The 26,732-nt window shown below is 62.4% G+C and carries 27 protein-coding genes; 8 read left to right on the top strand and 19 right to left on the bottom strand.

Annotated elements, in window-relative coordinates; genetic code table 11:
• Positions 1 to 9: 9 nt before the first annotated feature.
• The 11 genes from LA321_RS12265 to LA321_RS12215 form a co-directional block, all read right to left on the bottom strand.
• Complete coding sequence (locus LA321_RS12265) at positions 10 to 981, bottom strand: formate dehydrogenase subunit gamma (RefSeq protein WP_042072177.1); 972 nt, start codon at positions 979 to 981, stop codon at positions 10 to 12.
• On the bottom strand, positions 978 to 1,637 hold the full coding sequence (fdh3B, locus tag LA321_RS12260; RefSeq protein WP_026457829.1) for a formate dehydrogenase FDH3 subunit beta: 660 nt from the start codon (positions 1,635 to 1,637) through the stop codon (positions 978 to 980). The genes LA321_RS12265 and fdh3B overlap by 4 nt, the downstream gene beginning before the upstream one ends.
• Before the next feature lie 4 nt (positions 1,638 to 1,641).
• Entirely contained in the window at positions 1,642 to 4,521 is a 2,880-nt protein-coding gene (locus LA321_RS12255; protein WP_042072179.1) for a formate dehydrogenase subunit alpha, read from the bottom strand.
• 23 nt (positions 4,522 to 4,544) lie between these two features.
• The gene (locus LA321_RS12250) at positions 4,545 to 4,748 is read right to left on the bottom strand and encodes a transcriptional initiation protein Tat (RefSeq protein ID WP_026457913.1); all 204 of its coding nucleotides are present in this window, start codon (positions 4,746 to 4,748) and stop codon (positions 4,545 to 4,547) included.
• Between the two features lie 77 nt (positions 4,749 to 4,825).
• Positions 4,826 to 5,458, bottom strand: a complete 633-nt coding sequence (locus LA321_RS12245; RefSeq protein WP_042024808.1) for a TorD/DmsD family molecular chaperone — start codon at positions 5,456 to 5,458, stop codon at positions 4,826 to 4,828.
• 8 nt (positions 5,459 to 5,466) lie between these two features.
• Entirely contained in the window at positions 5,467 to 7,188 is a 1,722-nt protein-coding gene (locus LA321_RS12240; RefSeq protein WP_042072180.1) for a 4Fe-4S dicluster domain-containing protein, read from the bottom strand.
• A 104-nt stretch (positions 7,189 to 7,292) separates the two neighbouring features.
• Positions 7,293 to 7,859 carry a DUF3306 domain-containing protein gene (locus tag LA321_RS12235; protein ID WP_042072182.1) on the bottom strand — a complete coding sequence of 189 codons (567 nt, stop codon included), beginning with the start codon at positions 7,857 to 7,859 and terminating at the stop codon, positions 7,293 to 7,295.
• Positions 7,852 to 8,406, bottom strand: coding sequence for a DUF3305 domain-containing protein (locus LA321_RS12230; RefSeq protein ID WP_042072184.1), 555 nt, complete (start codon positions 8,404 to 8,406; stop codon positions 7,852 to 7,854). The genes LA321_RS12235 and LA321_RS12230 overlap by 8 nt, the downstream gene beginning before the upstream one ends.
• Positions 8,407 to 8,470: 64 nt before the next feature.
• Positions 8,471 to 8,848, bottom strand: coding sequence for a hypothetical protein (locus tag LA321_RS12225; protein ID WP_156141109.1), 378 nt, complete (start codon positions 8,846 to 8,848; stop codon positions 8,471 to 8,473).
• Positions 8,838 to 9,689, bottom strand: coding sequence for a hypothetical protein (locus LA321_RS12220; protein ID WP_042072185.1), 852 nt, complete (start codon positions 9,687 to 9,689; stop codon positions 8,838 to 8,840). Before LA321_RS12220 ends, LA321_RS12225 begins: the two co-directional genes overlap by 11 nt.
• Positions 9,690 to 9,737: 48 nt before the next feature.
• Positions 9,738 to 10,076 (bottom strand): hypothetical protein, encoded by a 339-nt coding sequence (locus LA321_RS12215; protein WP_156141111.1) that lies wholly within the window; start codon positions 10,074 to 10,076, stop codon positions 9,738 to 9,740.
• Between the two features lie 260 nt (positions 10,077 to 10,336).
• On the opposite strand from LA321_RS12215, the gene LA321_RS12210 reads away from it, so the two are divergent.
• Together LA321_RS12210 and LA321_RS12205 are read left to right on the top strand one after the other, a co-directional pair.
• Complete coding sequence (locus LA321_RS12210; protein WP_042072414.1) at positions 10,337 to 11,194, top strand: formate dehydrogenase accessory sulfurtransferase FdhD; 858 nt, start codon at positions 10,337 to 10,339, stop codon at positions 11,192 to 11,194.
• Positions 11,195 to 11,270: 76 nt separating this feature from the next.
• The gene (locus tag LA321_RS12205; RefSeq protein ID WP_026458090.1) at positions 11,271 to 12,137 is read left to right on the top strand and encodes a helix-turn-helix transcriptional regulator; all 867 of its coding nucleotides are present in this window, start codon (positions 11,271 to 11,273) and stop codon (positions 12,135 to 12,137) included.
• An 87-nt stretch (positions 12,138 to 12,224) separates the two neighbouring features.
• Here the strand turns inward: LA321_RS12205 and LA321_RS12200 are convergent, their stop codons facing one another.
• Complete coding sequence (locus tag LA321_RS12200) at positions 12,225 to 14,378, bottom strand: sensor histidine kinase (protein ID WP_042072187.1); 2,154 nt, start codon at positions 14,376 to 14,378, stop codon at positions 12,225 to 12,227.
• A 25-nt stretch (positions 14,379 to 14,403) separates the two neighbouring features.
• Positions 14,404 to 15,762 (bottom strand): sigma-54-dependent transcriptional regulator, encoded by a 1,359-nt coding sequence (locus tag LA321_RS12195; protein WP_042072188.1) that lies wholly within the window; start codon positions 15,760 to 15,762, stop codon positions 14,404 to 14,406.
• A 251-nt stretch (positions 15,763 to 16,013) separates the two neighbouring features.
• Here LA321_RS12195 and LA321_RS12190 point away from each other — a divergent pair, with 251 nt between their 5' ends.
• The 6 genes from LA321_RS12190 (at position 16,014) to LA321_RS12165 (ending at position 21,821) form a co-directional block, all read left to right on the top strand.
• Entirely contained in the window at positions 16,014 to 16,844 is an 831-nt protein-coding gene (locus LA321_RS12190; protein ID WP_026457780.1) for a substrate-binding domain-containing protein, read from the top strand.
• Between the two features lie 55 nt (positions 16,845 to 16,899).
• Positions 16,900 to 17,601: an ABC transporter permease gene (locus tag LA321_RS12185; protein WP_042024799.1), complete on the top strand. Its 702-nt coding sequence runs from the start codon at positions 16,900 to 16,902 to the stop codon at positions 17,599 to 17,601.
• 43 nt (positions 17,602 to 17,644) lie between these two features.
• On the top strand, positions 17,645 to 18,340 hold the full coding sequence (locus LA321_RS12180) for an energy-coupling factor ABC transporter ATP-binding protein (RefSeq protein ID WP_042072189.1): 696 nt from the start codon (positions 17,645 to 17,647) through the stop codon (positions 18,338 to 18,340).
• On the top strand, positions 18,312 to 18,956 hold the full coding sequence (mobA, locus tag LA321_RS12175; protein WP_042072191.1) for a molybdenum cofactor guanylyltransferase MobA: 645 nt from the start codon (positions 18,312 to 18,314) through the stop codon (positions 18,954 to 18,956). The genes LA321_RS12180 and mobA overlap by 29 nt, the downstream gene beginning before the upstream one ends.
• Positions 18,953 to 20,698: a bifunctional molybdopterin-guanine dinucleotide biosynthesis adaptor protein MobB/molybdopterin molybdotransferase MoeA gene (locus LA321_RS12170; RefSeq protein WP_042072192.1), complete on the top strand. Its 1,746-nt coding sequence runs from the start codon at positions 18,953 to 18,955 to the stop codon at positions 20,696 to 20,698. The genes mobA and LA321_RS12170 overlap by 4 nt, the downstream gene beginning before the upstream one ends.
• Positions 20,699 to 20,762: 64 nt before the next feature.
• Positions 20,763 to 21,821: an FUSC family protein gene (locus LA321_RS12165; RefSeq protein WP_042072193.1), complete on the top strand. Its 1,059-nt coding sequence runs from the start codon at positions 20,763 to 20,765 to the stop codon at positions 21,819 to 21,821.
• A gap of 77 nt (positions 21,822 to 21,898) precedes the next feature.
• On the opposite strand, the gene LA321_RS12160 is transcribed toward LA321_RS12165, so the two are convergent.
• The 6 genes from LA321_RS12160 to bufB all read right to left on the bottom strand — a co-directional run bounded on the left by LA321_RS12160 (position 21,899) and on the right by bufB (position 26,680).
• A complete protein-coding gene (locus tag LA321_RS12160) occupies positions 21,899 to 22,453 on the bottom strand; it encodes a DUF3332 domain-containing protein (RefSeq protein ID WP_042072195.1) in 555 nt (184 codons plus the stop codon).
• A gap of 151 nt (positions 22,454 to 22,604) precedes the next feature.
• On the bottom strand, positions 22,605 to 23,900 hold the full coding sequence (locus LA321_RS12155) for a methyl-accepting chemotaxis protein (RefSeq protein WP_042072196.1): 1,296 nt from the start codon (positions 23,898 to 23,900) through the stop codon (positions 22,605 to 22,607).
• A gap of 178 nt (positions 23,901 to 24,078) precedes the next feature.
• Positions 24,079 to 24,546, bottom strand: coding sequence for a GNAT family N-acetyltransferase (locus LA321_RS12150; RefSeq protein WP_042072197.1), 468 nt, complete (start codon positions 24,544 to 24,546; stop codon positions 24,079 to 24,081).
• Positions 24,547 to 24,652: 106 nt separating this feature from the next.
• A complete protein-coding gene (locus LA321_RS12145; RefSeq protein ID WP_042072199.1) occupies positions 24,653 to 25,096 on the bottom strand; it encodes a DoxX family protein in 444 nt (147 codons plus the stop codon).
• Positions 25,093 to 25,845, bottom strand: coding sequence for an HvfC/BufC N-terminal domain-containing protein (locus LA321_RS12140; RefSeq protein ID WP_042072200.1), 753 nt, complete (start codon positions 25,843 to 25,845; stop codon positions 25,093 to 25,095). Before LA321_RS12140 ends, LA321_RS12145 begins: the two co-directional genes overlap by 4 nt.
• Positions 25,838 to 26,680, bottom strand: coding sequence for an MNIO family bufferin maturase (gene bufB / locus LA321_RS12135; protein ID WP_042072201.1), 843 nt, complete (start codon positions 26,678 to 26,680; stop codon positions 25,838 to 25,840). The genes LA321_RS12140 and bufB overlap by 8 nt, the downstream gene beginning before the upstream one ends.
• Between the last annotated feature and the right edge of the window lie 52 nt (positions 26,681 to 26,732).

Raw genomic sequence — 26,732 nt, 5'->3', positions numbered from 1 at the left:
AACGTCTGTTTAACCGGATTTGCCCTCTTTGGGCTCATCCAGCTTGTGCTTGACCTCTTCATACCAGAGATCGTGGTGCTCCCTGGCCCAGGTCTCGTCCACCTCGCCAGTCACCATCCCCTCCAGCGCCCCTTCCAGCTGGAACAGGCCCATATAGATATGGAAGATGAAGCCGCAGATGAGGATCAGGGCCCCGACGATGTGGATGAAGCTGGCCCACTCCATCTGGCGGCGCAGCTGGCCGAAGATGGGGAAGTCCAGAAACAGCCCGGTCGCCACCACGATGCCGCCAAACCAGATCAGCAGCCAGAAGATCGCCTTCTCGCCGCCGTTGGAGAAGCCCGCCGAGGGGTGACTCCCCTTGTGCTTGCCCAGCATGCCGCCAAATTTCAGGAACCACTGCACATCCACCATATTGACGATGTTGTGGCGGAACCACTTGATGAGCACCCCGAGCAGGCAGAGGAAGAAGAGCGGGCCCACGTAGTTGTGGAAGACCTTGGCGAACCAGATCCAGTTCTCCCACACCCCCATGCTCACCACCGGCTTGATGAAGTACTTGCCGTAGATGATCGCCAGCCCCGACCCCGAGAGGGTCAGGAACATGGCAGCCGTGGTCCAGTGCAGGGCCCTGTCCATCCTGCTCCAGCGTTTGAGCTTGCGCCCGGTTCTGGGCTTGGAGAGCTTGGTCGGCCCCACCACCCAGTACATCAGGCCGCACATGGCGAGCGACCCGAAAATGGCGATGGCCCCCAGCGGCGATACCCACTTGGTCTTCACCTCAAACCAGAGCTGACCCGGCACCGAGATGAGTACCCCGTGCTCCGGCGAGCGGGAGGTGGTGGTCCCCTCCTGCCCGTCCTTCACCGCGCGCCAGTAGTCGGCGCCGGCAAAGCCGATCGTCTCCTTCTGGGCATCGGCGAAGCCAGGCGCGCTGAACAGCAGCAAGGCTGTCAGCAGCGCTGTCAGCCAGTGTCTCATTGGCCGCCCTCCTGCTTGCCAAGCTTGAGCCCCTTGCCTCTGCCATCGCGGGGTTTGCTGGCGTCGTGGAACAGATCCTGCTCATCCCCGCCCCAGGCCGCGTGAGGGGCGCCGCGATAGGCCACCCGCTCGCGGAAGATGTCGGAGATGACCTGGGCATCACCGGCCAGCAGCGCCTTGGTGGAGCAGAGCTCGGCACACATGGGCAGCTTGCCCTCGGCGATGCGGTTGGCACCGTACTTCTGGCGCTCCGCCTCGCTGTGATCCTCCTCCGGGCCACCGGCGCAGAAGGTGCACTTGTCCATCTTGCCCCGATCGCCAAAGGCGGCGGTCTTCGGGAACTGGGGCGCCCCGAACGGACAGGCGAACAGGCAGTAACCACAACCGATGCAGAGATCCTTGTTGTGCAGCACTATGCCGTCGTCTGTGTGGTAGAAGCAGTCTGCCGGGCAGACCGCCATGCAGGGGGCATCGGTGCAGTGCATGCAGGCCACCGAGATGGAGGTTTCCCCCGGCAGGCCATCGTTGAGGGTCACTACCCGGCGACGCTGGATGCCCCACTCGAGGGCATCATCGTTCTCGTTCTTGCACGCCGTCACACAGCCGTTGCACTCGATGCAGCGCTTGGTGTCACACATGAATTTCATTCTGGCCATGGGATCAGGCTCCTACTTTACGAAAACGGCACAGGGTGACCTTGGTCTCCTGCATCTGGGTAACCGGGTCATAACCATAGGTGGTGACTATGTTGACCGACTCGCCCAGTACGTAAGGGTCTGACCCTTCCGGATATTTGGATCTCAGATCCTTGCCCTCGAAGTGGCCGCCGAAGTGGAACGGCATAAAGGCAAGGCCCGGCTTCACCCGCGGCGTGATCAGGGCTTTCACCTTGACGCGGCCACCTTCCGGCCCCTCGACCCAGACATCCTGACCGTCGCGTACGCCGACATCGTTGGCATCCGCCGGGTTCATCTCGACGAACATCTCCTGCTGCAGCTCCGCCAGCCAGGGATTGGAACGGGTCTCGTCACCGCCCCCCTCGTATTCGACCAGACGGCCGGAGGTGAGGATGATGGGGAACTCCTTGCTGACATCTTTTTCCTGCACCGAGGCGTACTGGGTCGGCAGACGCCACAGGCTCTTGGCATCGGGCCAGGTGGCGTAGTCGGCCAACAGATCCCGGCGCGGGGTGTAGAGCGGCTCGCGGTGCTTGGGCACCTGATCCGGGAAGGTCCACACCACGCAGCGCGCCTTGGCGTTGCCGTAGGGCACGAAGCCGTGCTTGATGGCGACGCGCTGGATACCGCCAGACAGGTCGGTCTTCCAGTTCTTGCCCTCGGCTTCCTTCTTCTCGGCATCGGTCAGCTCGTCCCACCAGCCCAGTTGCTTCATCAGATCGGCGGTGATCTCGGGGTAACCGTCCTCCACCTCGCTACCCTTGGGCCAGGAGTCTTCTGCCAGCAAGGAGACGCCCTGATATTCGAGACCGAAACGGGCACGGAAACCGCCGCCCCCCTCTGACACCGGAATGCTGGTGTCATAGAGGATGTGGCTGCCCGGGTGCTTCATCTCCGGGGTACCCCAACAGGGCCAGGGCAGACCGTAGATCTCGCCGCTGACCGGGCCACCTTCGGCCTTGAGGCTGGTCTTGTGGAAGGTGTGCCAGTTCTGCTGGTGCTCCTTGAGGCGCTCCGGGCTCTGGCCGGTGTAACCGACGGTCCACATGCCACGGTTGTACTCGCGGGTGATGTCTTCCAAGAGCGGCTGGTTGTTCTCCACCTTGATGTGCTTGAACAGCTCATCGGCAAAGCCCAGCTTCTTGCTCAACAGATACATGATCTCGTGGTCGACCTTGGACTCGAACAGGGGCTCGATCACCTTGTCGCGCCACTGCATGGAGCGGTTGGTGGCGGTGACGGAACCATAGGTCTCGAACTGGGTGGTGGCCGGCAGCAGGTAGACGCCGTCGGTGCGATCGTTCATCACCGCCGCCACGGTCGGGTACGGGTCGACGATCACCATCATGTCGAGCTTTTGCATCGCCTTCTTCATCTCGGGACCACGGGTCTGGGAGTTGACCGCATGGCCCCAGTAGAACATGGCGCGAATGTTGGTGCCCTGCTCGATAAGGTCGGCGTTCTCCAGCACCCCATCCACCCAGCGGGAGACCGGAATGCCGTTGTTGTTCATCGGCAGCTTGCCGTTGTAGGCCTTGTTGTCAAAACGGGATTTGAGCCACTCGAAGTCCACATCCCACACCCGGGCCCAGTGCTTCCAGGCTCCCTCTTCCAGGCCGTAGTAGCCGGGCAGAGAGTCGGAGGTAACGCCAAAGTCGGTGGCACCCTGCACGTTGTCGTGGCCGCGGAAAATGTTGGTACCGGCACCGCTCTTGCCCACGTTGCCAAGAGCCAGCTCGAGGATGCAGTAGGCACGGGTATTGTTGTTGCCGGTGGTGTGCTGGGTACCGCCCATACACCAGACCACGCAGCCCGGACGGTTGTCGGAGAGCAGCTTGGCGGCGCCGTAGACCTCTTTTTCACTGAGGCCAGTCACCCGCTCCACTTCCGCCGGGGTCCAGCGCGCCACCTCTTTTTGCACCTCGTCCATGCCAAAGACACGGGTGCGGATGAACTCCTTGTCTTCCCAACCGTTCTTGAAGATGTGCCACAACATGCCCCAGATGAAGGCCACGTCGGTGCCCGGGCGCAGGGAGAGGTACATGTCCGCCTTGGCGGCGGTGCGGGTGCGGCGCGGATCCACCACCAGGATCTTGCAGCCGTTGCGCTCCTTGGCCAGCAGGATGTGCTGCATGGCGACCGGGTGGGCCTCCGCCGGGTTGGAACCGATAAACATGATCGACTTGCTGTTGTGCATGTCGTTCAGGCTGTTGGTCATGGCGCCATAGCCCCAGGTGTTGGCCACACCGGCGACCGTGGTGGAGTGGCAGATGCGCGCCTGGTGATCCACGTTGTTGGTGCCCCACAGGGAGGCCATCTTGCGAAACAGGTAGGCCTGCTCGTTGGAGTGCTTGGCGGAGCCGAGCCAGAAGATGCTGTCGGGGCCGGACTCCTTGCGAAGACGCAACACCTCGTTGCCCACCTCTTCGATGGCCTGATCCCAGCTGATGCGCTGCCACTTGCCCCCCACCAGCTTCATCGGGTACTTGAGGCGACGCTCACCGTGGCCATGCTCGCGCAGGGCCGCCCCCTTGGCGCAGTGGCCACCGAGGTTGAAGGGGTGATCGAAAGCCGGCTCCTGACCGGTCCAGACCCCGTTTTGCACCTCGGCATAAACGCCGCAGCCCACCGAACAGTGGGAGCAGATGGTGCGTTTCACCTCGACCGGCACGTCGGCGGCCACGGTTTTGGCCTCGGCTCGCTGCATCATGGCCGGTGCCAGCCAGCCGGCGGCCACGGCACCACCGGCCACCAGACCGGAGTTGACCATAAAGGCGCGGCGGGTCAGCCCCTGACCACGGGAGGTGGCGGCACTGGATTGGTCGGCGGAAGTTGCCGGCTCGGCACGTTTCGTCAGTTTCATAAGATCTCCTTCACTGAGCCGGCTCAGTCGGTGCCGCGCAGGGTGCGATAAAAGTCGTGAACATGGGGGGTCTCCCGATAGCCCTTGTCCGGCTCGGTGTCGTGGGTGAGCACCTCTTTACCCACCACCCGGCCGGTGGCACCGGCCAATACCCCTATGGTGGCGACCACGCCGACACCCTTGATCAGGTTGCGTCGTGACGGATCTTGCAGCTTGTCATCGCTCATCTTGTTCTCTCCGACTCTTGTTTTTGTTATGGCCGGCCCGGGGGCCGACATTGCTACGAACGGTATCTGTCATATGGTTATGGGCGAGTAACCACCCGGGCGCCAAACGGCAGGCGCAATTCGTTTTCCAGCTTGAAGAAATCTTCGGCAAGTAACCCCACCGCACGGTAGAAACAGCCTCCCTTGGCCTTTTGCTGATCGTGGCAGCACTTAATCACCCAAGGAGCGAGGTGGCGCTCATAGAAGCGGTTGCGCTCCGGGTGCTGTTCGCTGACCAGCACCGCCATCACCTCGCACAGGGCCGCCAGGTGATCTTCGGGCTCGCACACCCCGCTCTGGCGCTCGAACCCCAGGGATTGCAGATCGGCGCGCAGCACCGCGAGCGGCAGCTCCATCAGGGAGCCGGTGAGATACCAGGAGGCGAAGGGGACGATTTCCCCCCGGCCGATACCGATAAATAGATCCTGATACTCCTCGGCCAGGGAGCCCTCGTCGTGGCTGCTGGCGGCGAGCTGCACCAGCCCGAGGCCCCGAGCAAAGGGACCGGGAACAGGCTCAAGGTCACGCAGCCACTGCAACTGTTCGCCCTTGGGGGCGGCGCGCCACAGGCTTGCCAGCAGGGCATAGAGCTCGGCGCTGTTGCTCTCGAGAGGGGTCATGGCATCTGTCATGGGCAGGGTGCTCTGGTTATCATCTTGTTGCTGATACATATTGGCCCTCACAGTTTGAGCTGGGCGGCGGGATCCGCCGCCATGGCTTCAAACACATCCTTGACCCGACAGTCCTCGCACATCAGCAGCCGCTTGGCGGCCTCGTTCTGGAAGTGGGAGTGACCGGCCAGTTTTTGCTGGATGCGGCGAATGAGGGAGGCAGGAGCAAACGCCTTGCCGCAGCGAATGCAGCAGGCCGGCTCTTCCGCCTTGAGGTGTTGCACGGCGCGGCGCGCCTCGGGCACAGGCTGCAGGCGCGGCACAAGCGCGATGGCTTGCTCGGGGCACGCCTTCTCGCACATGCCGCACTGGATGCAGTCATGCTCGATAAAGTTGAGGCCGGGCTCGTGACCCACCGCATGCAGGGCGCGAGTCGGACAGACCGCCACGCAGCCCATGCAGAGGGTGCAATCCGCCTCTTGCAGTGCCACTGCGCCATAAGGGGCGCCGTGGGGCACCGCCAAGGGCTCGCGACCCCCTTCGTGGGCCTGCCAGAGGGCGTCGAAGGCGGCAAACAGGGTCTCCCGCTTCTCCCCCTTGAGCGGCTTGTCCAGCAAGGAGCCGGCCACATTGGTCGTCCCCTGGTCGCTCGCCTGCACCACCGCCTGCAGGGAGTGGATGGCGATGCGATCCTCGCTCAATCCGGCGCCGGCCAGCAGCACGGCGGCACTGGCCAGTTCCCGCTCCACCAGGGCGCGCACGCTGGCCGGGGTATCGTCACCGAGCGCAATGCGCACCGCGCTGGCGCCATAGGCCAGGGCCGCCAGCCAGCTCTCGAGCCCGAGGCTCGCTACCTCTTCCACCCAGACCGGCAGCCAGTGGCTGGGCAGGGCGGCAAGGCTCGCCTCGACGTCGCTGCGCTCGCTCTCCCCTGCGATCAAGAGCACGGGATGCTCGCCGCCCGCCTCCCGATAGTGCTTGAGCAGGCGAAACAGATAGTCGCCGCTGGTATTGGCATCGGGCTGGTGATAGGCGATCGCCCCGGTCGGGCAGGCGGAGGCGCAGCTGCCAAAGCCCTGACAAAGATGCGGATCGATCTGGATGCGACCATTGACGGGCTTGAGGGCATCGGTTGGGCAGACATCGAGACAACGGCTGCAACCGGGCACGCCACGGGCGGTGAAGGCGCATGCCTCCGGATCGAGGCGAAAATAGCGCGGCTTGTCGAACACCCCGGTAAGGGCGCACAGCTCGCCAAGCTGCTCCGCCAGACCCGCATCATCCGCCAGATGCTGATAACCCACGGGCGGGCGCTCCAGGGCAAACAGCGGTGTCGCCCCCAGATCGGCCACCAGATCAAAGCTGGCGTGGCCACCGGCGGCCTGGGCCGGAAAGCAGAGCTCGGCCAAAGAGATACGCTCCCCCTGACCGTTAAGACCGGTCAACTGAAACTGGCCCAGATACCCCTTGAGCGCTGGCTCGCGCAGGGTCAGCGCCTCGAGGGAGGCTGTGGCGGCGAAGATGGCCTCCAGATCCGCCGCCCCGGCGTCATGGACCTGTTCGCTCACCAGCAAGGTCGGCATCGCCCCTTGCGGCAAGAGGCTGGCGGCGCGGCGGATACGATCCTCCGGCCCTACCAGCAGCAAGCGGCCCTGACTCTGGTAGGAGACAGTGGCCGGGATCAGGTTGTCGGTCTTAACCGTGTGGCGCAAGGCATAGGCGCGCGCTCGCTCATTGCTCCCCGCAGCGCTGGCGGGGCTCAGGCTTGAGTTGTATTGTTCGATGCTCACATGCACTCCTGTGCGCACCACCTCATGGGATGGTGTGCTTGTTGGTCTCATGGGAGAGCAAGAGACGAGCCAACTCCCCCGGAAAAAAAGTGACTGACAGGGAGTCAGGATCCCAGAGGTTCCATTCCCGCCTTATTGGCTGGGACATTTTGTCCTACCTCGTTAGCCAAAATGTCCCGACCCTTGTCATGGTCTTGTGGCAACGCCGCTGCGGGTGAAGTTGCGTCATCCGCCTCTTCACCTGGCGTGATTGGCGATGGTGCAGTCTGGTCGGCCTCTTGCTCAGAGGTAGGGGCCACCAGCCAGTTGCGCAGCCCCGCGGTCAGGGCGGCAGGCAACAGCTCGGGCTGGCTGAAATCCTGGGTGTAGTCATCGAGGCCATCGGGCTGATGGCTGCGAAACATGGCGCGCAGCGCCTCCCTGTCCGGCAAGGCGGGCTTGTCCGATACGGCGGTAGAAGGCTCGGCGGCGGGATTGGAACCGGCGCAAGGGGCACTCCCCTTGTCAGTGCTTACTTCAGCTGAAGGCAGCGTATTTTCTAATGCGCTCGGCTCGACAAGGTCGGATTGGGGTGCGGATACACCTTCCATATCGAGCGGCTGCGGCTGTTCGTTTGCAGCCTGCTGCGCCTCCCGTTTGCGGGCCGACCAGCGCTTGAAAAACTCACTCATGGGAGCGGCTTCCGACGTCGCTGCCATGCTCGCGGCCATCGGGGCCGGTGGCCTTGACGGCGCCGCAGTTGCCCTGAGGCGCGCCATCGACCCCCAGCTGATCCTGGGCCCGTCCCTTGCCCTTCTTGCCCTTGCGACGGGCCTCCAGCAGCTCGCCGTGGCGGCCGATAAAGGCCTCGGTCCAGGCCTGCAGCGCCTCCGGCAGCGGGCAGGAGAGCACCTGGCGCTCGCCGTCCATATAGGCGGCGGCCACGGTCTGACTCAAAGTGAGGCCATCGGCGACAAAGTCATTATCGACGCGGGTTCCAGTGACAAAGAGGCGCGGCGCGCCCGAGCTCAGGTTGAAGCGATAATCCCCCCGCTCGTCGCGAAACAGGGTGAGGGACAAGGCACCGGCGGCCTCGGGCTCGGCGGGGTGGAGCGCCGCAATCTCGAAACGGCGGCTCTGCCAACGGCCAACCTGGCTGTCGATGGCCTGCAGTTCGACCCGCAGCCAGCGCTGGTGGGACAGGGTATTTATAGTGTCTTGCACGGTAACGACTCCCATCAGAAGGTCTCTGCCGGGCCGCCCTCCCCCCTTGTTTCGCCCTTGCTTGGGGCAATCACAGCGGTCAGTTCAGGGCGGCCACGGCCTTAATGGGAGAAAACATAGCAAGAGTGGGGCCAAGGCAGGTCTGGTGGTTGATTGGGGCTTTGATGCTGGTCAGACGTCGTGCAGGACGTAGGTTGGCGCGGGCGTAGGTTGGTGCTAAGCGCAGCGAAGCCCAACATGCGGCGTAAAACCAATCCGCCAGTGCTTGTTCGAGGGAATGGCAATAATCAAATAAGACCGAATTATCCGATGATTGCTTTTGAAATATTCCGCGGTAAACGTTGGGCTTCACTTCGTTCAGCACCAACCTACGATTTCGCCCAACATACAAAATACGATCAAATAAAATAGACGAGATAACATATTGAAACCAAACTAACAGTAACTTATTGTTCACATAGTGTAAATATAAACCCTGTTTCTTTGACCTTGTATGCGATGATATTTTTATCATGCAAAAACTCCATACCAATAGTTACAGTTTCACTATTCCTTTTACTTGGGTCGGACTCCAAAATATGCTCTATATTTGCTTTTATAAATTCAAAATATTGATTGAACATAAATATAACTTTATCTGAATTAAACACAGCATGAAGTGGAGCTCCATTAGCTGTCACCCCCATACCAGGACAAAGGTATTCAGTACCATCACTAACAGTCACGTTTACATTGTAGTGCTTTTTACGTAAAGTTTTGTAGTCTGATATTGTTAGAGGTGTGACATTACTATTTATTTTAAAAATAGCTAATTGATTAGGCCAATTATCATGCATAATCTGTATAAGGCTCAAGTCACACCATGAACTATGGTCAAAAACACCTAATATATGAGCTTCATGAGCAGAGAAATGAATAAATAGAAGTTCTCCAGTTCTGGTTACAAAACCATCTCTCTCCACACCTAGGCTCAGATGAAAGTGCTGAATTCCCCAATGAGATAACATGTCATCATCGTAGTGCAGATTTTTTAGCTTTCTACTTTGATATTTCTTGAGACACTCACCAACTTTTATCGATTCAATAATACCTTCGTATGCAATTTTGTGCTCCTTAGGGATAGACAGTTCCTTTGATTCAAATACTAAGCGAGCTCTTTTTTCAATAATTCTACATTTGTAACGCTGATACAAATAGATAGGATCGTACGTCTCTGGCGAATACAATCCAAACTCTGCTTGGAGTCTCTGGTGACAATATTCGCTGTAATCATCAAGTATTTCGTTAAAAACTTCCATACCAATCCTTCCCACTGCTACAGGTTGATTCAATATCCAAATTCTACATTATGGAGCTAACTTTGTATTATCAGATAATGAAAAGGTTGAAGCATCTATACTTCGACAGATTGCTGCAATCATACTTAATAGTTTAGCCTCACTGTTTTTTGACCATCCATTACCAAAGTGTATAGTGATATGAACTGATGTTACAGGCTCACCACTAACAAAAGCCTCTACAGAGAATTCATCAGATATCCAAACACCCTCTATTGCATTGGGGAAGTATTGAGTTACTTTTGTAGAAATCAACTCTTTACTTCCAAGGGGCATGACGTCTTCAACCTCTGAAAGATTTGCTATTGAATTATTACACGGTTTTATTAAAACAAGATCAAAGCTCATATTTTATGCCTAACAGTTTTAATTGAAGATCATAACGCTATTAGAATTTAAAATTAATTTTTTAAGTCGAGTCTAACCCTATCGATTTTATATGAAAAGAATGTCTACTTACTTTTTCAGAGAAATGACGATTTGCACACATAAACTCTCATCTCCGAAATATGCACATGTTTATATCATCCCAATTCACCTGCATTAACTTGGAACAAAACTTGCTGTGTCCCTCCATCCTGATCCTGTCAACCGGTCACGAGGGCCCCATGACACCGACCTTTATCAAAAGCAATGCTGCCGCCCAGCTCACCATGGCCGTCGAGGTGATGAATGAGCAGGGGGAGTTGCAGACCCAGCAGATCGCCTGTGAGCGCCCACTCACCGTCTACCTCAACTGGAAGGAGATAGTGACCCTGATGACGCTGGGGGCCCGCCCCGAGGCGCTGGTGCTGGGCTACCTCAAGAACCAGGGCTTTATCGAGGATATTTCGGCCATCGAATCGGTCATCGTCGACTGGGATAGCGAGGCCGCCGCCGTGGTCAGCAGCCAGCAGGCCGAGGATCTGGACAAGTCTCTCGAGAAGAAGACGGTCACCTCGGGCTGCGGCCAGGGCACCATGTATGGCAGCGTGATGAAGAAGCTAGAAGGGGTGGTGCTGCCCGCGCCCAAGCTCAAACAGAGCACCCTCTATGCCCTGCTCAAGGCGCTATCCGCCCATAACGAAACCTACAAGATGGCCGGTGCCGTGCACGGCTGCGCCCTCTGCCGCGGAGCCGAGATCCTCTCCTTTGTCGAGGACGTGGGCCGCCACAATGCAGTGGATACCCTGGCCGGCGAGCTCTGGATGGCAGGCGACACCGGCGCCGACAAGATCTTCTACACCACGGGGCGGCTCACCTCCGAGATGGTGATCAAGGTGGCGCAGATGGGCATTCCCGTGCTGCTGTCACGCTCCGGCGTCACCCAGATGGGGCTGGATCTCGCCCGCCAGCTCGGCATCACCATGATTGCCCGCGCCAAGGGGCGCCACTTCCAGGTCTTTACCGGCCAGCAGCATCTGGTGCTGGATGACAAACCGCCGGTGCTGCCCCAGGGGCCGTCCGGCCGTGGCCAGCGGGATTGAGCCCGGCTGATCATGAGCAAAATCCGTTTTCTACCCGCCATGCAACAGGCTGATGGACTGAACCATGAATGAGTTTATGAACGTCAAGCAGGTGGCCGAATACCTCGATCTCAACGAGAAGAAGGTCTATCAGCTGGCCAACGAGGCGCGCATCCCCGCCACCAAGGCCACCGGCAAGTGGCTGTTTCCGCGATCCCTGCTGGATCGCTGGCTGCTCGGCAGCTGCCACGAGGGGGTGATGAACGACCGGCTGCTGCTGGCAGGCTCGGACGACGTGCTGCTCCACTACGCCAGCAGCCGGTTGGCCCAGCAGCTTGGCACCCAGGCGCTGGTGGGGTACACCCCCTGCGGCACTCGCCAGGGACTGGCGATGCTGGCCCGCGGCCATGTGGACCTGTGCGCCATCCACTGGGGTCAGGCCGAAGAGGCCCACCTGCGCCACCCGGCGCTGGTGCAGCAGTATCAGGGCCATCGCCAATGGGTGATCGTTCATGGATTTCGCCGCGCCCAGGGGCTGGTGCTGCGACGCGGGGCCAGGCCGAGGGAGGCCCGAGAAACCCTTGAGTGGCGCTGGGCGCTGCGCCAGGAGGGGGCCGGCAGCCAGCGGGCCCTGTTTGAGTGGCTGCAAACCCAGGGGGAGTCCCTGACCCGAATTGAGAGCACGGTGCAGGTCAACAGCGAGCGGGAGCTGGCCGCCGCCATCAGTCGCGGCGATGCCGACGTGGGGCCGGGGGCCCAGAGCACGGCGACCGAGTTTGGCCTGGAGTTTATGCCGCTCTCCCAGGAGTGTTTCGATCTGGTGATGCCGCAGGGGGTCTTCTTTCGCAACCTGTTGCAGCAACTCATCGGCTGGCTGCAATCCCCCGAGGGACGCGAGCTGGCCTCCCGCCTTGGCGGCTACGATCTGACCCAGACCGGCAAGCTGGTGTGGAGCCCGCAATAGGGCCATCCGCTTTCGTCATCCCTTGCCCCTACCACGAAAACGGGCCTGCCAATCTGGCAGGCCCGTCTGTTTGAGGGGTGAAGGTGCTTACCCTTCCTTTGGCCCTTCCCTTGGCCCGCCTTCTGGTGAACCTGCCTGCCCTGCGGCTGGCTCGTCCCCTGCGATATCGGGCTCACGCCCTTCCGCTCCCAGCGCGATGCGCCACCCCTCCAGCTGGGCCGGTTCGCGGCCGGCGGGCAGCAGGGCATGGCTATGCAGTCGGATGGTAAAGCAGCTCCCCTCCCCCGGGGTGGAGTCCACCAACAGCTCCCCGCCCCAACGGCTGATGATGCGGTGGCTTAGGGCAAGCCCGAGACCCGTGCCGGTGGCGCGGGTGGTGAAGAAGGGATCGAAGATCTTGTCCATGATGGCGGCCTCGATGCCGCTGCCGTTGTCGATGACCCGCACCTCGGCCCCCAGCAACTGGCCCGTTTCACTGTGCCAGTCACGGCTCTCGACCCGGATCTGGCCCCGCTCGCCCAGGGCGTGGCTGGCGTTGACCAAGAGGTTTATCAGCACCTGCAGCAACTGCTGGCGATCCGCCTCTATGGGTTGCTGGGCCTGCAGATCTGCCACCAGCTCCACCTGTTGCTGGCGCAGGGCGGAGCGCACCAGGGTCAGGCTCTCCTCGATGATGGGATTGAGGTGCTGCCACACCGGCGCCGTCTCGTAATCGCCGGGGCGAGAGTATTGCAACAGGCTGCGGGTGATGGCGCGAATGCGCTCGATCTGGGTCAGCACCAGGGCCAACTCCTCGCTGACGGGCTCGGCCGCCTCCCCCAGCTCCAGCTTCATCAGCTCCACGTTGCCGAGGATCACTGCGAGCGGGTTGTTGATCTCGTGGGCCACCCCGGCGCACAGCTCGCCGAGGGCCGCCAGCTTCTCGCTGATAAGCAGCTGCTGGCGTGCCTGGGTCAGCATATGGATGTGCTCCTCCAGCTCGGCGGTCTTTTGCTCGAGACTTCGGGTACGCTCGGCCACCTTCTGCTCCAGCTCGTCGGCACTGCGGGCCATCTGCTGCTGATGGGCCTCCTGGCGGTCCAGCATGGCGTCAAACTGGCGTCCCAGCTGGGCCAGCTCGTGATCGGGATCGAGTGCCAGCGGCCCCACCCGGGCCGACTTGCCATATTGCACCTGACGTACCACCCGGTGCATCCGCTCGATGGGGGTGAAGAGATCCCGTGCGCCGCGATAGACCAGAAGACCCGAGATCAGCAGCAGCAACACCACGCCGGAACCGAGCTCCAGCAGGTTGGTGAGGTAGGTGCGGATAAAGGGCCACTCCAGAAAGCCGACATAGAGCATGCCGATCCGCTCGCCATTGGCCCCCAGCAGCGGCTCATAGCCAGAGACATACCAGGCGTCGTGCACGAAGGCGCGATCGATCCACACCTCCCCCCGCTCCAATACCTGTTCGCGCACCGGGGCCGAGACCCGGGTGCCGAGCGCCCGCCCTATCTGGCGACTGCTGCTGGCGGGCACATTGGTGCTGACCCGCAGATCCCCCAAAAACAGGGTGACCGTGCCTATGCTCCCCTCCGGCAGGGTATTTTTGGCAAACACCTGGCTCTTGAGCTCGTCCACCAGCCGGGTGCTGCCGTTGATAAGCTCGCCCCCCTCCAGCACGGCCCAGAGTGAGCCGTCCCGCGCCATCACGGGCGTCAGGGTCAGGCTGACCAGCCCCCGGGTCTCCTGGCCGTTAGCGGCGCTGTACTCCCTGTCCAGCACGGCGCGGCTGGCCAATGCCGGCGAGTGGGCCAGCAACTGCTCCCGCGACCAGACCACGAAGTGGCTGATGCTGCGCCCCGTGCTCAGGGTGGCCCGCTGTTTCGGGGCCAGCTGATCCAGCTCGGCCCCCGTGCGCAGGTGCAGAAAATCGAGGTCGTAGTTGGCCGCCAGCGGCATCACCCAGGATTGCAGCTCTGCCGGGTTCTGGCGCAGCTTGGTCTGGAAGGTCCAGGCATCACGCAGGTGCTCCAGGTGCTCGGCCTGACGCTGCTGCTGCACGCGCACCGCGTGATGGGCCACCCCGAGATCGCCGCGCACATTGGTGAGCAGGTTCTGCCAGCTGTAGGTGAGGGTCCAGTAGAGGGTGAGCCCCATCAGGCCCACCAGGGTGAGCATGATGGGCACCGAGGTAAGCAGCAGCAGGCGCCAGCGCACCTTGGTGCGCAGCCAGCGCGGGAGTTGGGTCCACCTCATGGCAGCCACCAGCGGCTCTTGGGGATCATTCGATGGCCCACTCCTTGAACTTGCGCTCCAGGGTCTTGCGCGCTACCCCCAGTACCCGGGAGGCGGCCGACTTGTTGCCATCAAAGCTTGCCACCACCTGCAGGATGTGGGCTTTTTCCACCTCAGCCAGCGGCCACTCCAGCGGATACCCCTCTTCCCCCTTGCCGGCACTACTGTCAGGCTGGCTGCTGCGCCAATACTCGGCGGGGGGCTTGCCCAGCAACAGGCAGCGCTCGATGAGGTTGCGCAGCTCGCGCACGTTGCCGGGCCAGGGGTAGGCCTGCATCGCCACCACATCCTCGTGGGTCCAGTTCAGCGACCCCATCCCCATCTCGGCGGTTAGCTGGCGGGTGAAGTGGTGCACCAAGGCCGGGATGTCGTCGATCCGCTCGCGCAGGGGCGCCACCTGCAGGGCTACCACGTTGAGGCGGTAGAAGAGATCCTCGCGAAAACGCCCGGCATCCACCTCTGTCTTCAGGTTGCGGTTGGTGGCGGCCACGATGCGCACATCCACCGCGAGCTCCCGCTCGGCGCCGACCGGACGAATGGCCTTCTGCTCCAGCGCTCGCAGCAGGGAGGCCTGCATGGCGAGCGGCATCTCGCCGATTTCATCGAGAAAGAGAGTGCCCTGATGGGCAACCCTAAACAGGCCGTCGCGCCCCTTGCGGGCACCGGTGAAGGCCCCCTGCACATGGCCAAACAGCTCGCTTTCGAGCAACTCGGGGGCGATGGCGGCACAGTTGAGAGGCACGAAGGCCCCCATGCGGCCGGATAGCTGGTGCAGGGCCCGGGCCACCAGCTCCTTGCCGGTGCCGGACTCCCCCTCCACCAGCACGGCGGCGTTGGAGGGGGCCACTCTGGCAATGAGCGTCTTGAGCTCGCAGGTCTTGGCGCTGTCGCCGATCAGGGTGGGGGGAAAGAGCTTGCTCACCTCCCGGCGCAGCAGCAGATTTTCCCGCTCCATCTGGCGGCGCTCGATCACCCGGTCCACCGCCTGGATCATCTGTTCCAGATTGAACGGCTTGAGGATGAAATCGCTGGCACCGAGACGCAGCGCCTTGAGGGCGGTCTCCATGTCGCCAAAGCCGGTCATGAAGATGATGTCGCTGCGGCGGGTACCGGGATCGACCGCCTCGTGCCACTCGATGCCGGAGCGGCCCGGCAATCGGATATCGGCGATGATGAGATCGAAATGGAGGCGGCTGCGCAGGGCTTCGGCCTCTTCCACACTGGCGGCCGTCTCGATTTGGGCGAAGCGCTTGGCCAGTGCCTTGGCCAGAAAGCTGCGCATGCCGGGTTCATCGTCCACGATGAGCAGGGAGAGGGCGGACCAGCGGTTGAGCGGGGCTGTCATGAAAAAAATTCCTCAAATGCACTCAAGGTCGGAGAATGTCCCGATAGTCGGAACGCGAGTGAGACATTTTGTCCTACCCGGAACGAAGCACCAATACCAATTAGTAAATAACGCCCGTCAGATAATCTGAAAAGATACAATAAACTGCTGTTTTCACTCAGCAAAAGATGAAAAAAGGGGGGCGTGGAACATGTTTGGCACCCTGTTTGCTAGTCAGAGGCCTCCCATTCACCCGAACGAGTTGCATCACCATGACCCTGAATGCCAATTTGAAACGCGCCGCACTCTCCCTCTGCGCCGCCCTGCTGCTGACCACGGCCGCCCAGGCCGAGAGCCCGAAACCGCCGGTTCGCCTCGCCACTACCACCAGCACCGAGCAGTCCGGCCTGCTGGGCTGGTTGCTGCCCAAATTCACCGCCGAGACCGGCTACCCGGTGCAGGTGATGGCTGCCGGTACCGGCCAGAGCCTGAAGATGGGGGAAAACGGCGACGCCGATCTGGTTATGACCCACGCCCCTTCCGCCGAGAAGGCCTTCGTCGATGCCGGTTTTGGCATCAATCCAACCCCTTTGATGTACAACGACTTCGTTATCGTGGGTCCGGTCAAGGATCCGGCGGGTCTGGGTCAGATCAAGGATGCCGCCAAGGGACTGCAGGCCATCAAGGAGAAGGGCCAGACCTTCATCTCCCGCGGTGACGAGTCCGGCACCCACATCAAGGAGAAGACCCTGTGGCAGGCCGCTGACGTCAAACCCGAGTTTGCCGGTTACAAATCCATCGGCCAGGGCATGGGCCCGACCCTCACCATGGCCTCCGAGCTTGGCGCCTACACCCTGACCGACCGCGGTACCTGGCTCGCCTACCAGAGCAAGCTGGATCTCGCCGTGCTGCTGGAAGGGGACAAGCGTCTGTTCAACCCCTATCAGGTGATCCTGGTCAACCCGACCCGTTATCCCGACCTCAACACCGACGGCGCCCGCGCCCTGCAAAACTGGCTGGTCTCCGACCACGGCCAGAAGCTGATCGGTGACTTCAAGGTGGCCGGTCAGGCCCTGTTCGTGGCCGATGCCAACGGGAAGTGATGACCTCCCTGTGTGATATGAGGGGGGCACAGCCCCCCTGTCAGGGAGCGCGCTGATGCCGACACTCCTCGACACGACTCTGGCGGCCCTCGCCCTGCTGTTCAGCGGTGATAGCGAACTGTGGCAGGTGGTGGGGGTCTCGTTTTCCGTCTCCGGGCTAGCCCTGCTGCTGGTGCTGCTGCCGGCCCTGCTGCTGGGCTTCGCGCTGGCCTACCTGCCGCTGCCCGGCCGCTGGCTCTGGCTCTCCTGCATCAATACCCTGCAATCGGTACCGACCGTGGTGATAGGCCTCCTGCTCTACATGCTGCTGTCGCGGGCCGGCCCCTTCGGCGACTGGAAGATGCTGTTCACCCAGCAGGCGATGGTGGTGGGACAGATGCTGATCGCCTTCCCCGTCATCGCCACCATGGCCCACGCCGCCTTTATCCAGAGCGATCGCCGCGCCTGGGAAACAGCCCTCACCCTGGGGGTTTCCTGGCCCAAGGCGCTGCTCGGCCTGATGCACGAGTGCCGCTTTGGCCTGCTGGCGGCGGTGATCGGCGCCTTCAGCCGCATCGTCACCGAGGTGGGCTGCTCCATGATGGTGGGGGGCAATATTCTCCACTTTACCCGCAACATCCCCACCGCCATCGCGCTGGAGACCCAGAAGGGCGCCTTTACCCAGGGGGTGGCGCTCGGCATAGTGCTGCTCAGTCTGGCGCTGTTGCTCAACCTGCTGCTGACCGCCTGCCGCGGCCACAGCTATCTGAAGAATTGAGAAAGAGGTTCCCCTTGTTGCTGACCGCTGACGGAGCCCGCCCATGGCCCTGACCGCCCATCACCTTTCCATGTGCTTTGGCGAACGCCAGCTGTTCGAGATCGAGCGGCTTTCCATCGCCCGCGGGGACACCATCTGGCTGCACGGCGCCAACGGCGTGGGCAAGACCACCTTGCTCAAGATCCTGGCCGGCCTGCTGCGCCCCACCCGGGGCCACACCAACCTGCCCGGCCGCTGGCAGCGCCGGCTCAACCAGCTGCTCAAGCGGGACGTGGGCCCCGGCCGGGTCACCTATCTGCACCAGACCCCCTACATGTTCGATCGCAGCGTGCACGACAACATCGCATGGGCGCTTGGCAAGCAGGCGGAGAGCGAGATCCGGGTGTTCGAGGCGCTGCGCCGGGTCGAGCTGGAAGGGCTGGCCCGTGAGCACATCAGCATCCTCTCCGGCGGCGAGCGCCAGCGTCTGGCCATGGCCCGAGCCTGGGCGCTGCAGCCCGCCTTTTTGCTGATGGATGAACCCACCGCCAACCTGGACACACATTCGGTTGCCCTGATGGCCGCATTGGCGCAAGATCTGCGGGAACATGGCTGCGGCCTGGTGGTCATCAGCCACCAGAGCAACGCCCTGACCGATCTGTGCGAGCGAGAGTGGACTCTCGCTCGCGGTCAACTGCAAGAGACCACCCCTTTAAAAATCATCGAGCGACATGACTTCAAGAAGCGAACCCCACTCTGACCCCTTCCCCGTTTCGGCCGTGATCCTGGCCGGTGGCCGCGCCACCCGCATGGGGGGCGAAGACAAGGGATGGGTCCAGCTGGCGGGCCGTCCCCTCATCGACCACGTGTTGTGCCGGCTGCGCCCCCAGGTCGACGAGATCCTGATCAACGCCAACCGCAACCAGCCCCGCTACCAGGCGCTGGCCCCCGTCATCAGTGATGACAGCGACGACTATCTGGGCCCGCTGGCGGGCATGCAGGTGGGCCTTGCCGCCGCCCGCCACGACTGGGTGCTGTTCGTCCCCTGCGATGGTCCCGCCCTGCCCCTTGATCTGATGAGCCGCTTTCGCGCCGCCCTCACCCCGACCACCGAACTGGTGGTGGCCCATGACGGCGACTGGCTGCAACCCGTGGTGGCCCTGCTGCACAAATCCCTGCTCCCCTCCCTCAGCCAGGCCCTGGCCGAGGGGGAGCGCAAGATAGATATCTGGTTCGCTCGCCACCAGATGGCAGTGGTGAGCTTTGCCGATCAGCCGGATGCCTTCATCAACCTCAACAGCCCGGCCGAACTGGCCGCCTACGAGACGCGCCTGCTGACCCCGGCCACCGAATCCCAACAAGGAGCCGCCCAATGACCCCAGCCCCGACCCTCCCCCTGCTCGGCTTCGCCGCCTGGAGCGGGACCGGCAAGACCACCTTGCTGGAACAGCTGATCCCCCTGCTGGTGGCACGGGGCCTGCGCCTCGGGGTGCTCAAGCACGCCCACCACGACTTCGATATCGATCAGCCGGGCAAGGACAGCCACCGCCTGCGCAAGGCAGGGGCCAACCAGATGATGGTCGCCTCCCGCCGCCGTCATGCACGCATCATTGAGACCGAGCTGGCAGAGGCCGATTTTCGCGAGCTGCTGGCCAGCTTCGACCAGACCTGCCTCGATCTGCTGCTGGTGGAAGGGTTCAAACACGAGCACTTCCCCAAGATAGAGCTGCATCGGGCGGCAATCGGCAAGCCTCTGCTGTTCCCCGACGACAGGGACATCATCGCCGTGGCAAGCGATCAACCGACAGACACCACCCTGCCCAGGCTCGACATCAATGATCTCGATGCCATCGCCGACTTCGTCTGCGACTACCTGGCAGGCTGCCAGACCCGGGAGCAGGGTGCCGGCAACGGCTTCCTGTCGGTCGAGGCCGCCCGCGACACCATACTGGCGGCCCTGACGCCGAGCAGTGGCAGCACCCTCACGCCGCTGACGCAGTGCCACGGTGCCGTGCTGGCTGCCGATCTGGTGAGCCCCATCAATGTGCCACCCCACGCCAACTCGGCGATGGACGGGGTGGGGCTGCGCAGTGACGATCTCGCCGCCGGCCGCTGGCAACTGGTGGGGGAAGTGCTGGCAGGCCAGCAGCGCCACGAACCTGTGTTGGCAGGTCAGGCGGTGCAGATCATGACCGGCGCCCCCGTGCCTCCCGGGGTCGACACCGTGGTGATGCGCGAAGAGACGGTGATGGCCGATGGCTGGGTCACCATTCAGGCCCCCATCAAGGCTGGGCAGAACGTACGCCAGGCCGGAGAGGATCTGGCCAAAGGGGCCGTCGCCATTCCGGCCGGTACCCGCCTCGGCGCCCCCCAGCTCGGGCTCGCGGCCTCCCTGGGTCAGGCTGCCCTGCCGGTGCGCACGCCCCTCAAGGTCGCCCTGTTCAGTACCGGGGACGAGGTGCAGGCCCCGGGCGAAACGCTCGCCCCCGGCCACATCTTTGACAGCAACCGCTTCACCCTGATGGCGCTCATTCGCGGCGCCGGCTGCGAGGTGATGGATCTTGGCATCATCCCCGATGATCAGGCCGTGCTGCGCCAGCGCCTCGCCGAGGCGGCCGCCAGTGCCGATCTGGTGCTGAGCTCGGGGGGCGTCTCGGTGGGCAACGCCGACTACATCAAGGGGGTGCTGGCAGAGCTGGGCCACATTGATTTTTGGCGCATCCAGATGCGCCCCGGCCGCCCGCTGGCCTTTGGCAAGCTGGGGGATACCCCCTTCTTCGGCCTGCCGGGCAACCCGGTAGCCGCCATGATCTGCTTCCTGCAGTTTGTCGAGCCCGCCATCGCCCGCCTGCAGGGGCGCAGCTGGCAACCGCTGCGCCTGTCGGCCCTGGCGAGCGAGCGGATGAAGAGCCGACCGGGGCGCACCGAGTTTCTGCGCGGCGTCTTCCATCAGGATGGCAATGGAGAGCTTCGGGTGCGCACCACAGGCCCCCAGGGCTCAGGCATCCTGAGTTCCATGAGCGATGCCAACTGCCTCATCGAAATCGTGCCTTCCCAACCCGGGATCGCCATCGGGGAGCGGGTCTGGATCCACCCGCTCCAGGGCCGACTGGCCTGAGAAAGCGCGGGGCCCGCAGCAGGGAGGAGCCGGGCCCCGCCATCAACCTGATACGAGACTGACAGTGCGTCTTGATACTCCCCTCTCCCGCCTCGACATCCTGGTCTATGGCCACTATCGCATCGTCCACGGCCTGCGCATCGCGCTCGCCTTCATGCTCACCTTCCTGCTGACCCGCGAGCTGGAACTACCCGAAAGCACCTGGCCCCTCATCACCCTGGTGGTGGTGATGGGACCCATCTCCTTTTGGGGCAATGTACTGGCCCGCGCTCTGCAGCGGGTTATCGGCACCATCTTCGGCGCCAGCTGCGGGGTGGTGGCGCTCTATCTGGAGATCTACTCCCTGCCGCTGACCCTGGCCTGGTGCGGTGCCATCATGTTCCTGTGCGGTTATCTGGCGCTGGGCAAGCGCCCCTATGTGGGGCTGCTCATCGGCATCACCCTGGCGGTCACCATCGGGGCCCAGCCGGGGGAGATCCAGACCGCCCTGTGGCGCAGCGGCGACGTGGTGCTCGGCTCCCTGCTGGCGCTGCTGTTTTGCAGCATCTACCCCCAGCGCGCCTACAGCCACTGGCGACTGCAGATGCACCAGATCCTGCAGCAATCCGGTCGCCTCTATCACACCCACCTCTCCCCCAACGTGCTGGAACGACCCAGGCTCAAGCAGAGTCACTCCAAGCTGCTGGCCACCATGGTCGGGCTGCGCCCCCTGCTGGCTCCGGCGGCCAAGGAGACCCGCCTCGGTGCCCCGCTGTTCGAGGCGGTGCAGACCAGCATGCGCAACCTGCTCTGCACCCTGGAGATGCTGGCCAACACCTACTGGAACGATCGCCAGAGCCACTTTCTGATGCAGAGCACGGCCCAGCTGCAGGCCTGTCACCAGGCCACCGAGGAGGTGCTCCACCAGCTCTCCCTGATGGTGAAAAGCGGCGATGGCCGCGGCGCCGAGGCCGCCATCGCCCGGTTGCACCAGGTGGCTCGCGAGATAGCCCTGCCCGCCAACGACGAGGCGGCCATCAATGGCTACCTCTGGCTCAATGTCCAGCTGACCGAACAGCTCACCCATCTGCGCCGCCTGCTGGGGCTGATCCTCACCCCGCCCCACCGCAAGCAGACCCGCTAGTCACCATGCAAAACGCCCCGCAACAGCGGGGCGTTTTTTTGTCGGGCCAGGTGCCCGCTTGTCGGCTCGCGCCGGGATCAGACGGCGGCTTTCTGGGCGGCGCTCATCTTCTCCAGCTCGGCCTGGTTCAGGGTCGACACCAGGCGGCCATCGAAGTAGATATCCAGCTGCTCGCCGCGCTTTTCACCGCGCATCATGCTGCTGCGACCATCCAGATAGTGCACCTCCATCTGGGCGGTGGTCTCGTCCAGATAGCTTATCTCCACCTCGCTCACCCCTTGCGGCAGCATGGCCAGCGGCACTGTCTTGAGGGAGGAGTCCAGATGCTGGTTCACCTTGATCACCGCATCCAGCTTCTGATCCACCAGGGCCGGCGACTTGCCGGTGATGGGGTTCTTGCCGGTCCAGAATTCGATGGTGTTGAATACGAACAGATCGGCGGTGGCCGCCAGACCATAGACAGGGGAGAGCAGGATGAAGACGCCGGCACGGCCGTAGCGGTTATCCACCACACTCAGGTTGCCCTTGGTCACCATGCTGGACAGACCCATCTGCCCCATGCAGCCACTCAGCCCCATGGTTGCAACCACTGCCAACAGGGCCATTGCCCGCCCTTTGCGTTGTAACGCCATCTTGTGCTTCTCCTGCTCCGGATTAATGAGGGCGCAAGCCTAATCAAGCCATGACAGGAGGACAATTCTCAATCAGGAGGCGATACAGGAGGCGTTCAGATTGAGGGGCTGACCGATGTTTTTTTGGTCAGCCCTTAATCCGGAGACGGGATCAGATGGCGAGATCCGAGACGGTGCGGGAGACGTTGTTCGCCTCCCGGCGGATCTCGCTCATCACCTGGTTGACCTCGCCGACCTGCTGCTTGCCAAGTTCGGCGCTATCGGCCACCCCGCTCATCTCGGCGGTGACCCGGCTGGTCAGATCGCGGTTGTTCTGCACTACCTTGGCAATCTCGTCGGTCGAGAGGGAGGTGCGCGCCGCCAACTGGCGAACCTCGTCGGCCACCACGGCAAAGCCTCGCCCCTGATCCCCGGCACGGGCCGCCTCGATGGCCGCGTTGAGGGCCAGCAGATTGGTCTGATCGGCAATGCTGCTGATGGTGGCGACGATGGCCTCTATGCTGCGTGACTGCTCGTTGAGCCGGTTGATGAGCTCTATGCTGTGGGCCAGCTGGCTGGCAATCAGGTTGGAGGTATCGACTACCCCACAGAGCAGGCTCGCTCCCCGCTCGGCACAGCTCAGGGTCTCGTGCGCCGCATCATGGGCCAGCATGGTGGCCTCGCGCACGGCGTGGCTCTTGTTGATCCGCTCCGTGATGTCGCTGGCAAACTTGATCACTTTCACCACCTTGCGCCGCTCGTCCAGGATCGGGTTGTAGGTTGCCTCCAGCCACACCTTGTCACCCTGGCTGTTCAGGCGGCAGAAGAGGCCGGACTTGAACTGGCCACGGCCCAGCTCATCCCAGAAGTGGGGCTGCTCGCGCAAGAACGTATCGTCACAGAAGAGGCTGTGATGCTTGCCCTTGAGCTGCGCCAGGGTATAGCCCATGGTGTGCAGGAAGTTGCTGTTGGCAGTCAGCACCTCCCCTTGCGGGGAGAACTCGATGACAGCCAGGGAGCGCTCGAGGGCCGATGCCACCGCCTGTTGGCTCTGCAACTTCAGTTGCTGCTCGGTCACGTCACTGGCGATCTTGATCACCCGGGTCACGACACCCCGCAGTTTGACCGGAAAATAGGTCGCCTCCAGCCACACCGGCTCACCCCGCCGGTTGAGGCGCATAAATACCCCGGAACGGGTGCGACCCTGCTTGAGCTCGGCCCAGAACTGCTGGTATTCGGTACTCTGGGCATATTGCTTGTCGCAAAACATCTTGTGATGCTGACCGACCACTTCTGACTCGGCAAAACCCATTACGTCGAGGAAGAGATCGTTGGCCGCCAGCACAGTGCCCTCCGGCGTGAAGGTGATGGTGGCCACGCTGCCATGCACCGCCTCGAAAAATCCCTGCTGCTCCAGCAGCTGCTCCCGGCACTGCTGCAGCTCGGCTTTCAGTTTGCTATTGAACATCGAAAATTATCCTCCAGACTGGCCCCACCCGGCCAAACCACTCAGTGGATATCGCAATGGATAGAGAAGAGGGTGGCAATTTGTTCCATGAGCATAGTTGCCCCCTCACCCCGGTACCTTGCCTGCGAGGTCGTGCCAACCGCCAGCGCCACGGGAAACAAGGGGGGAGCTTGATACCTCATATTGCGGGCGATTGCCACTCCATATAGGCCGGATTGGCAACAAAACCGATCCGCTCGTAGAGAGGACGCCCGGCATCGCTGGCATGCAGCCACACCTTGCCAAGTCCCATGGCCCGGGCATGGGCCGTTATGGCGTCGAGCAGAGCGGTGGCGATCCCCCGCGCTCGCCACGCTGGCAGGGTGTACATGTTGAGCAGATAAGCCTCCCTGCCCACCAGATTGCCGGGATAGGGCGGGCGCACGAACAACACCAGGGTGCCGGCGGCCACTATCTGATGATCGAACTCAGCTACCCAGGAGAGGGCGCTCCCCTCCTCACTGGCACGGGTGAAATAATCCAGGGTGGCGTGAAAGAGAGAAGGATCCGCGTCGGGTGAGATGAGCTCCCCCACCTCGCAAAACAGCGCCATGCGCAGCCTCACCAAAGCGGGAATGTCCGCCGCTCTTGCCTGACGAATGTTCATCTCTTTCTCCTTGCCACCCGATCTTGCCTGGCGCCTCTTGCGCCCGCGCCATCATGACAAAGAGCGCCTGATGGCGCCCTTTGTCATGGCAGAAGTGTGAGAAGGGTCACCCCCTGCGTCTGCTCAGCCAGCTATCCAGGCTCAGGCTGCCGCCCCCCCAGATCACCAGCGTCAGCAACATCCAGCCCCACAACTGGTGATCGTGAAAGCCCCCGGCCCACAATGCCGGATAGGAGATCACCGCCATGATGTTGAAGCCAGACAGCAGCAGGGCGACCGGACGGGTCAGCAGGCCGGCCAGCAGAAACAGCGGCAGCACCAGCTCCGCCGCCGTGCCCAGCAAGGCCGCCCACAACCAGGGCAGCAGGGGCACCTGGTACTCGAACTCGAACAGATAGAGGGTGGAGTCCCAGCTCGTCAGCTTGAGCCAGCCGGCGTTGAAAAACACCAGGGCCACCCAGCATCTGGCCAGCAACAGCACGACACCGGTCAGCCAGCCGGGTAACTCCCGATCGCCCAGCGCGATCGGCATCCATTTGTTTGCCATCATGGCAACACCTCCACATCGACCAGCAGACCAAGGGTGATCAGGCGAGCCAGATGCTCGCTCGCCCCGGGATCCTCTTCGAGCAGTTCAATCAGCCGCCGGCCCGTGAGGCACCCCTGCAACAGGGCCCACTCGCCAGCAGCCAGCGACAGTGGCATCACCCGGCAGTCAGGCTGCTTCTTGAGCGCCAGCCAGGCCGGCGCATCGAGCGCCGTCACCTCGGCCCCCTCATGAATGGCCATCTGCCAGAGATCCAGCACCGGATAATCGCTCGCCATCAGCAGCAGATCACTGGCGGGCAGGCACACCAGCCTCTCCCAGTCGTGCTCACTCAGACTGGCGATACGGTCGGCGGGCCAGCTGCGGGAGTCGAGCGGGAGCAGACTTCCCCGCTCCAGCAACCACTCGAAACGGGCCAGTTCCCCGAGCCAGGGCAGGGCCGCTGTGGTCGGCAGGGCGGCCAGCCAGTCGGCAAAACCGGCGCCATAGTGCATCACGCTTCCCTCCTCCAGCGGCTCGGCCAGCACGAAGCCGCGGGCTGCGGCGGCAAAGAACTCCTCCCCTACCATGGCCTTGACCGCGGGGTAGCTGCTGGCGAGCACCTCGCCGAGGCTCAGGATGAAGTGGTTGCGATAAACCTGCAGCACCGACTCGGCCGAAAAGAGCCGCGACGAGATATGGGGCGCAATCCCCTCCGCCTCCCCCAGCAGGCCCTCGGCGAACAACTGTTGCACCTGCGCCAGCTCAGCCATGGCACACCTCCCGGGCGGCCGTCACGGTTTGCGCCAGTATGTCGCTGGCTAATTGCGCCTCTGCCAGCAATTGCGGCAACGGCGGGATCGCCAGATCCCATTCGATCAGAGTAGGAATGGCCCGCTGGCGGCAAATATCGCGGTAAAGTTCCCAGACCGGGGCTACCACGGGGGCGCTATGGGTATCTATGTAAAGAGAACCCTCGGGCAGCTTTTTCTCGGTAAACCCGGCCAGGTGGATCTCGCCCACTGTGTCGAGGTCGATGGCCGCCAGGTAGTCGTCACAGGAAAAGCCGTGGTTGAAGGCACTGACGTAGAGATTGTTGAGATCGAGCAGGATGCCGCAGCCGCTACGCCGCTGCAGCTCGGCCAGAAACGTCCATTCGCTCATCTCGCCCGCCAATTGCAGGTAGGAAGAAGGGTTTTCGATGAGCAGCTGGCAACCCAGGGTCTGCTGCACCTGCTGGATCTTGTCACTCATCCTGGCCAGTGCCTCCCGAGTATAGGGTACTGGCAGCAAATCATTGAAATAACGCCCGTCTATGCTGCCCCAGCTCAGATGCTCGGACACCCTGACCGGCTTGATGGCCGCAACCAGCTCCGCAAGCTGCTGAAGGTGGCGCCGGTCGAGCGGGTCGGCCGAGCCCAGGGACATGCCGACCCCATGCAGACTGACGGGATAGTGCCTGGCCAGCTCGCTTAGTACCTGAAAGCCGTGGCTGTGGCGCTCGAAGTAGTTTTCACTGTGAACCTCCAGCCAGCCGACTGTCGGCAATGTCTGCCGGATCCCGTCGTAATGGGGGGTTCTCAATCCGATTCCAATCAAAGGATTCATGGCAACACTCGCTTTCACCTGCCAGAGAGAACACAGGGGGCCGAAGCCCCCT

It is taken from the genome of Aeromonas enteropelogenes (assembly GCF_020097295.1).
Classification (GTDB): Bacteria; Pseudomonadota; Gammaproteobacteria; order Enterobacterales; family Aeromonadaceae; genus Aeromonas; species Aeromonas enteropelogenes.
This window is presented reverse-complemented; position numbering and strand designations above follow the sequence as displayed.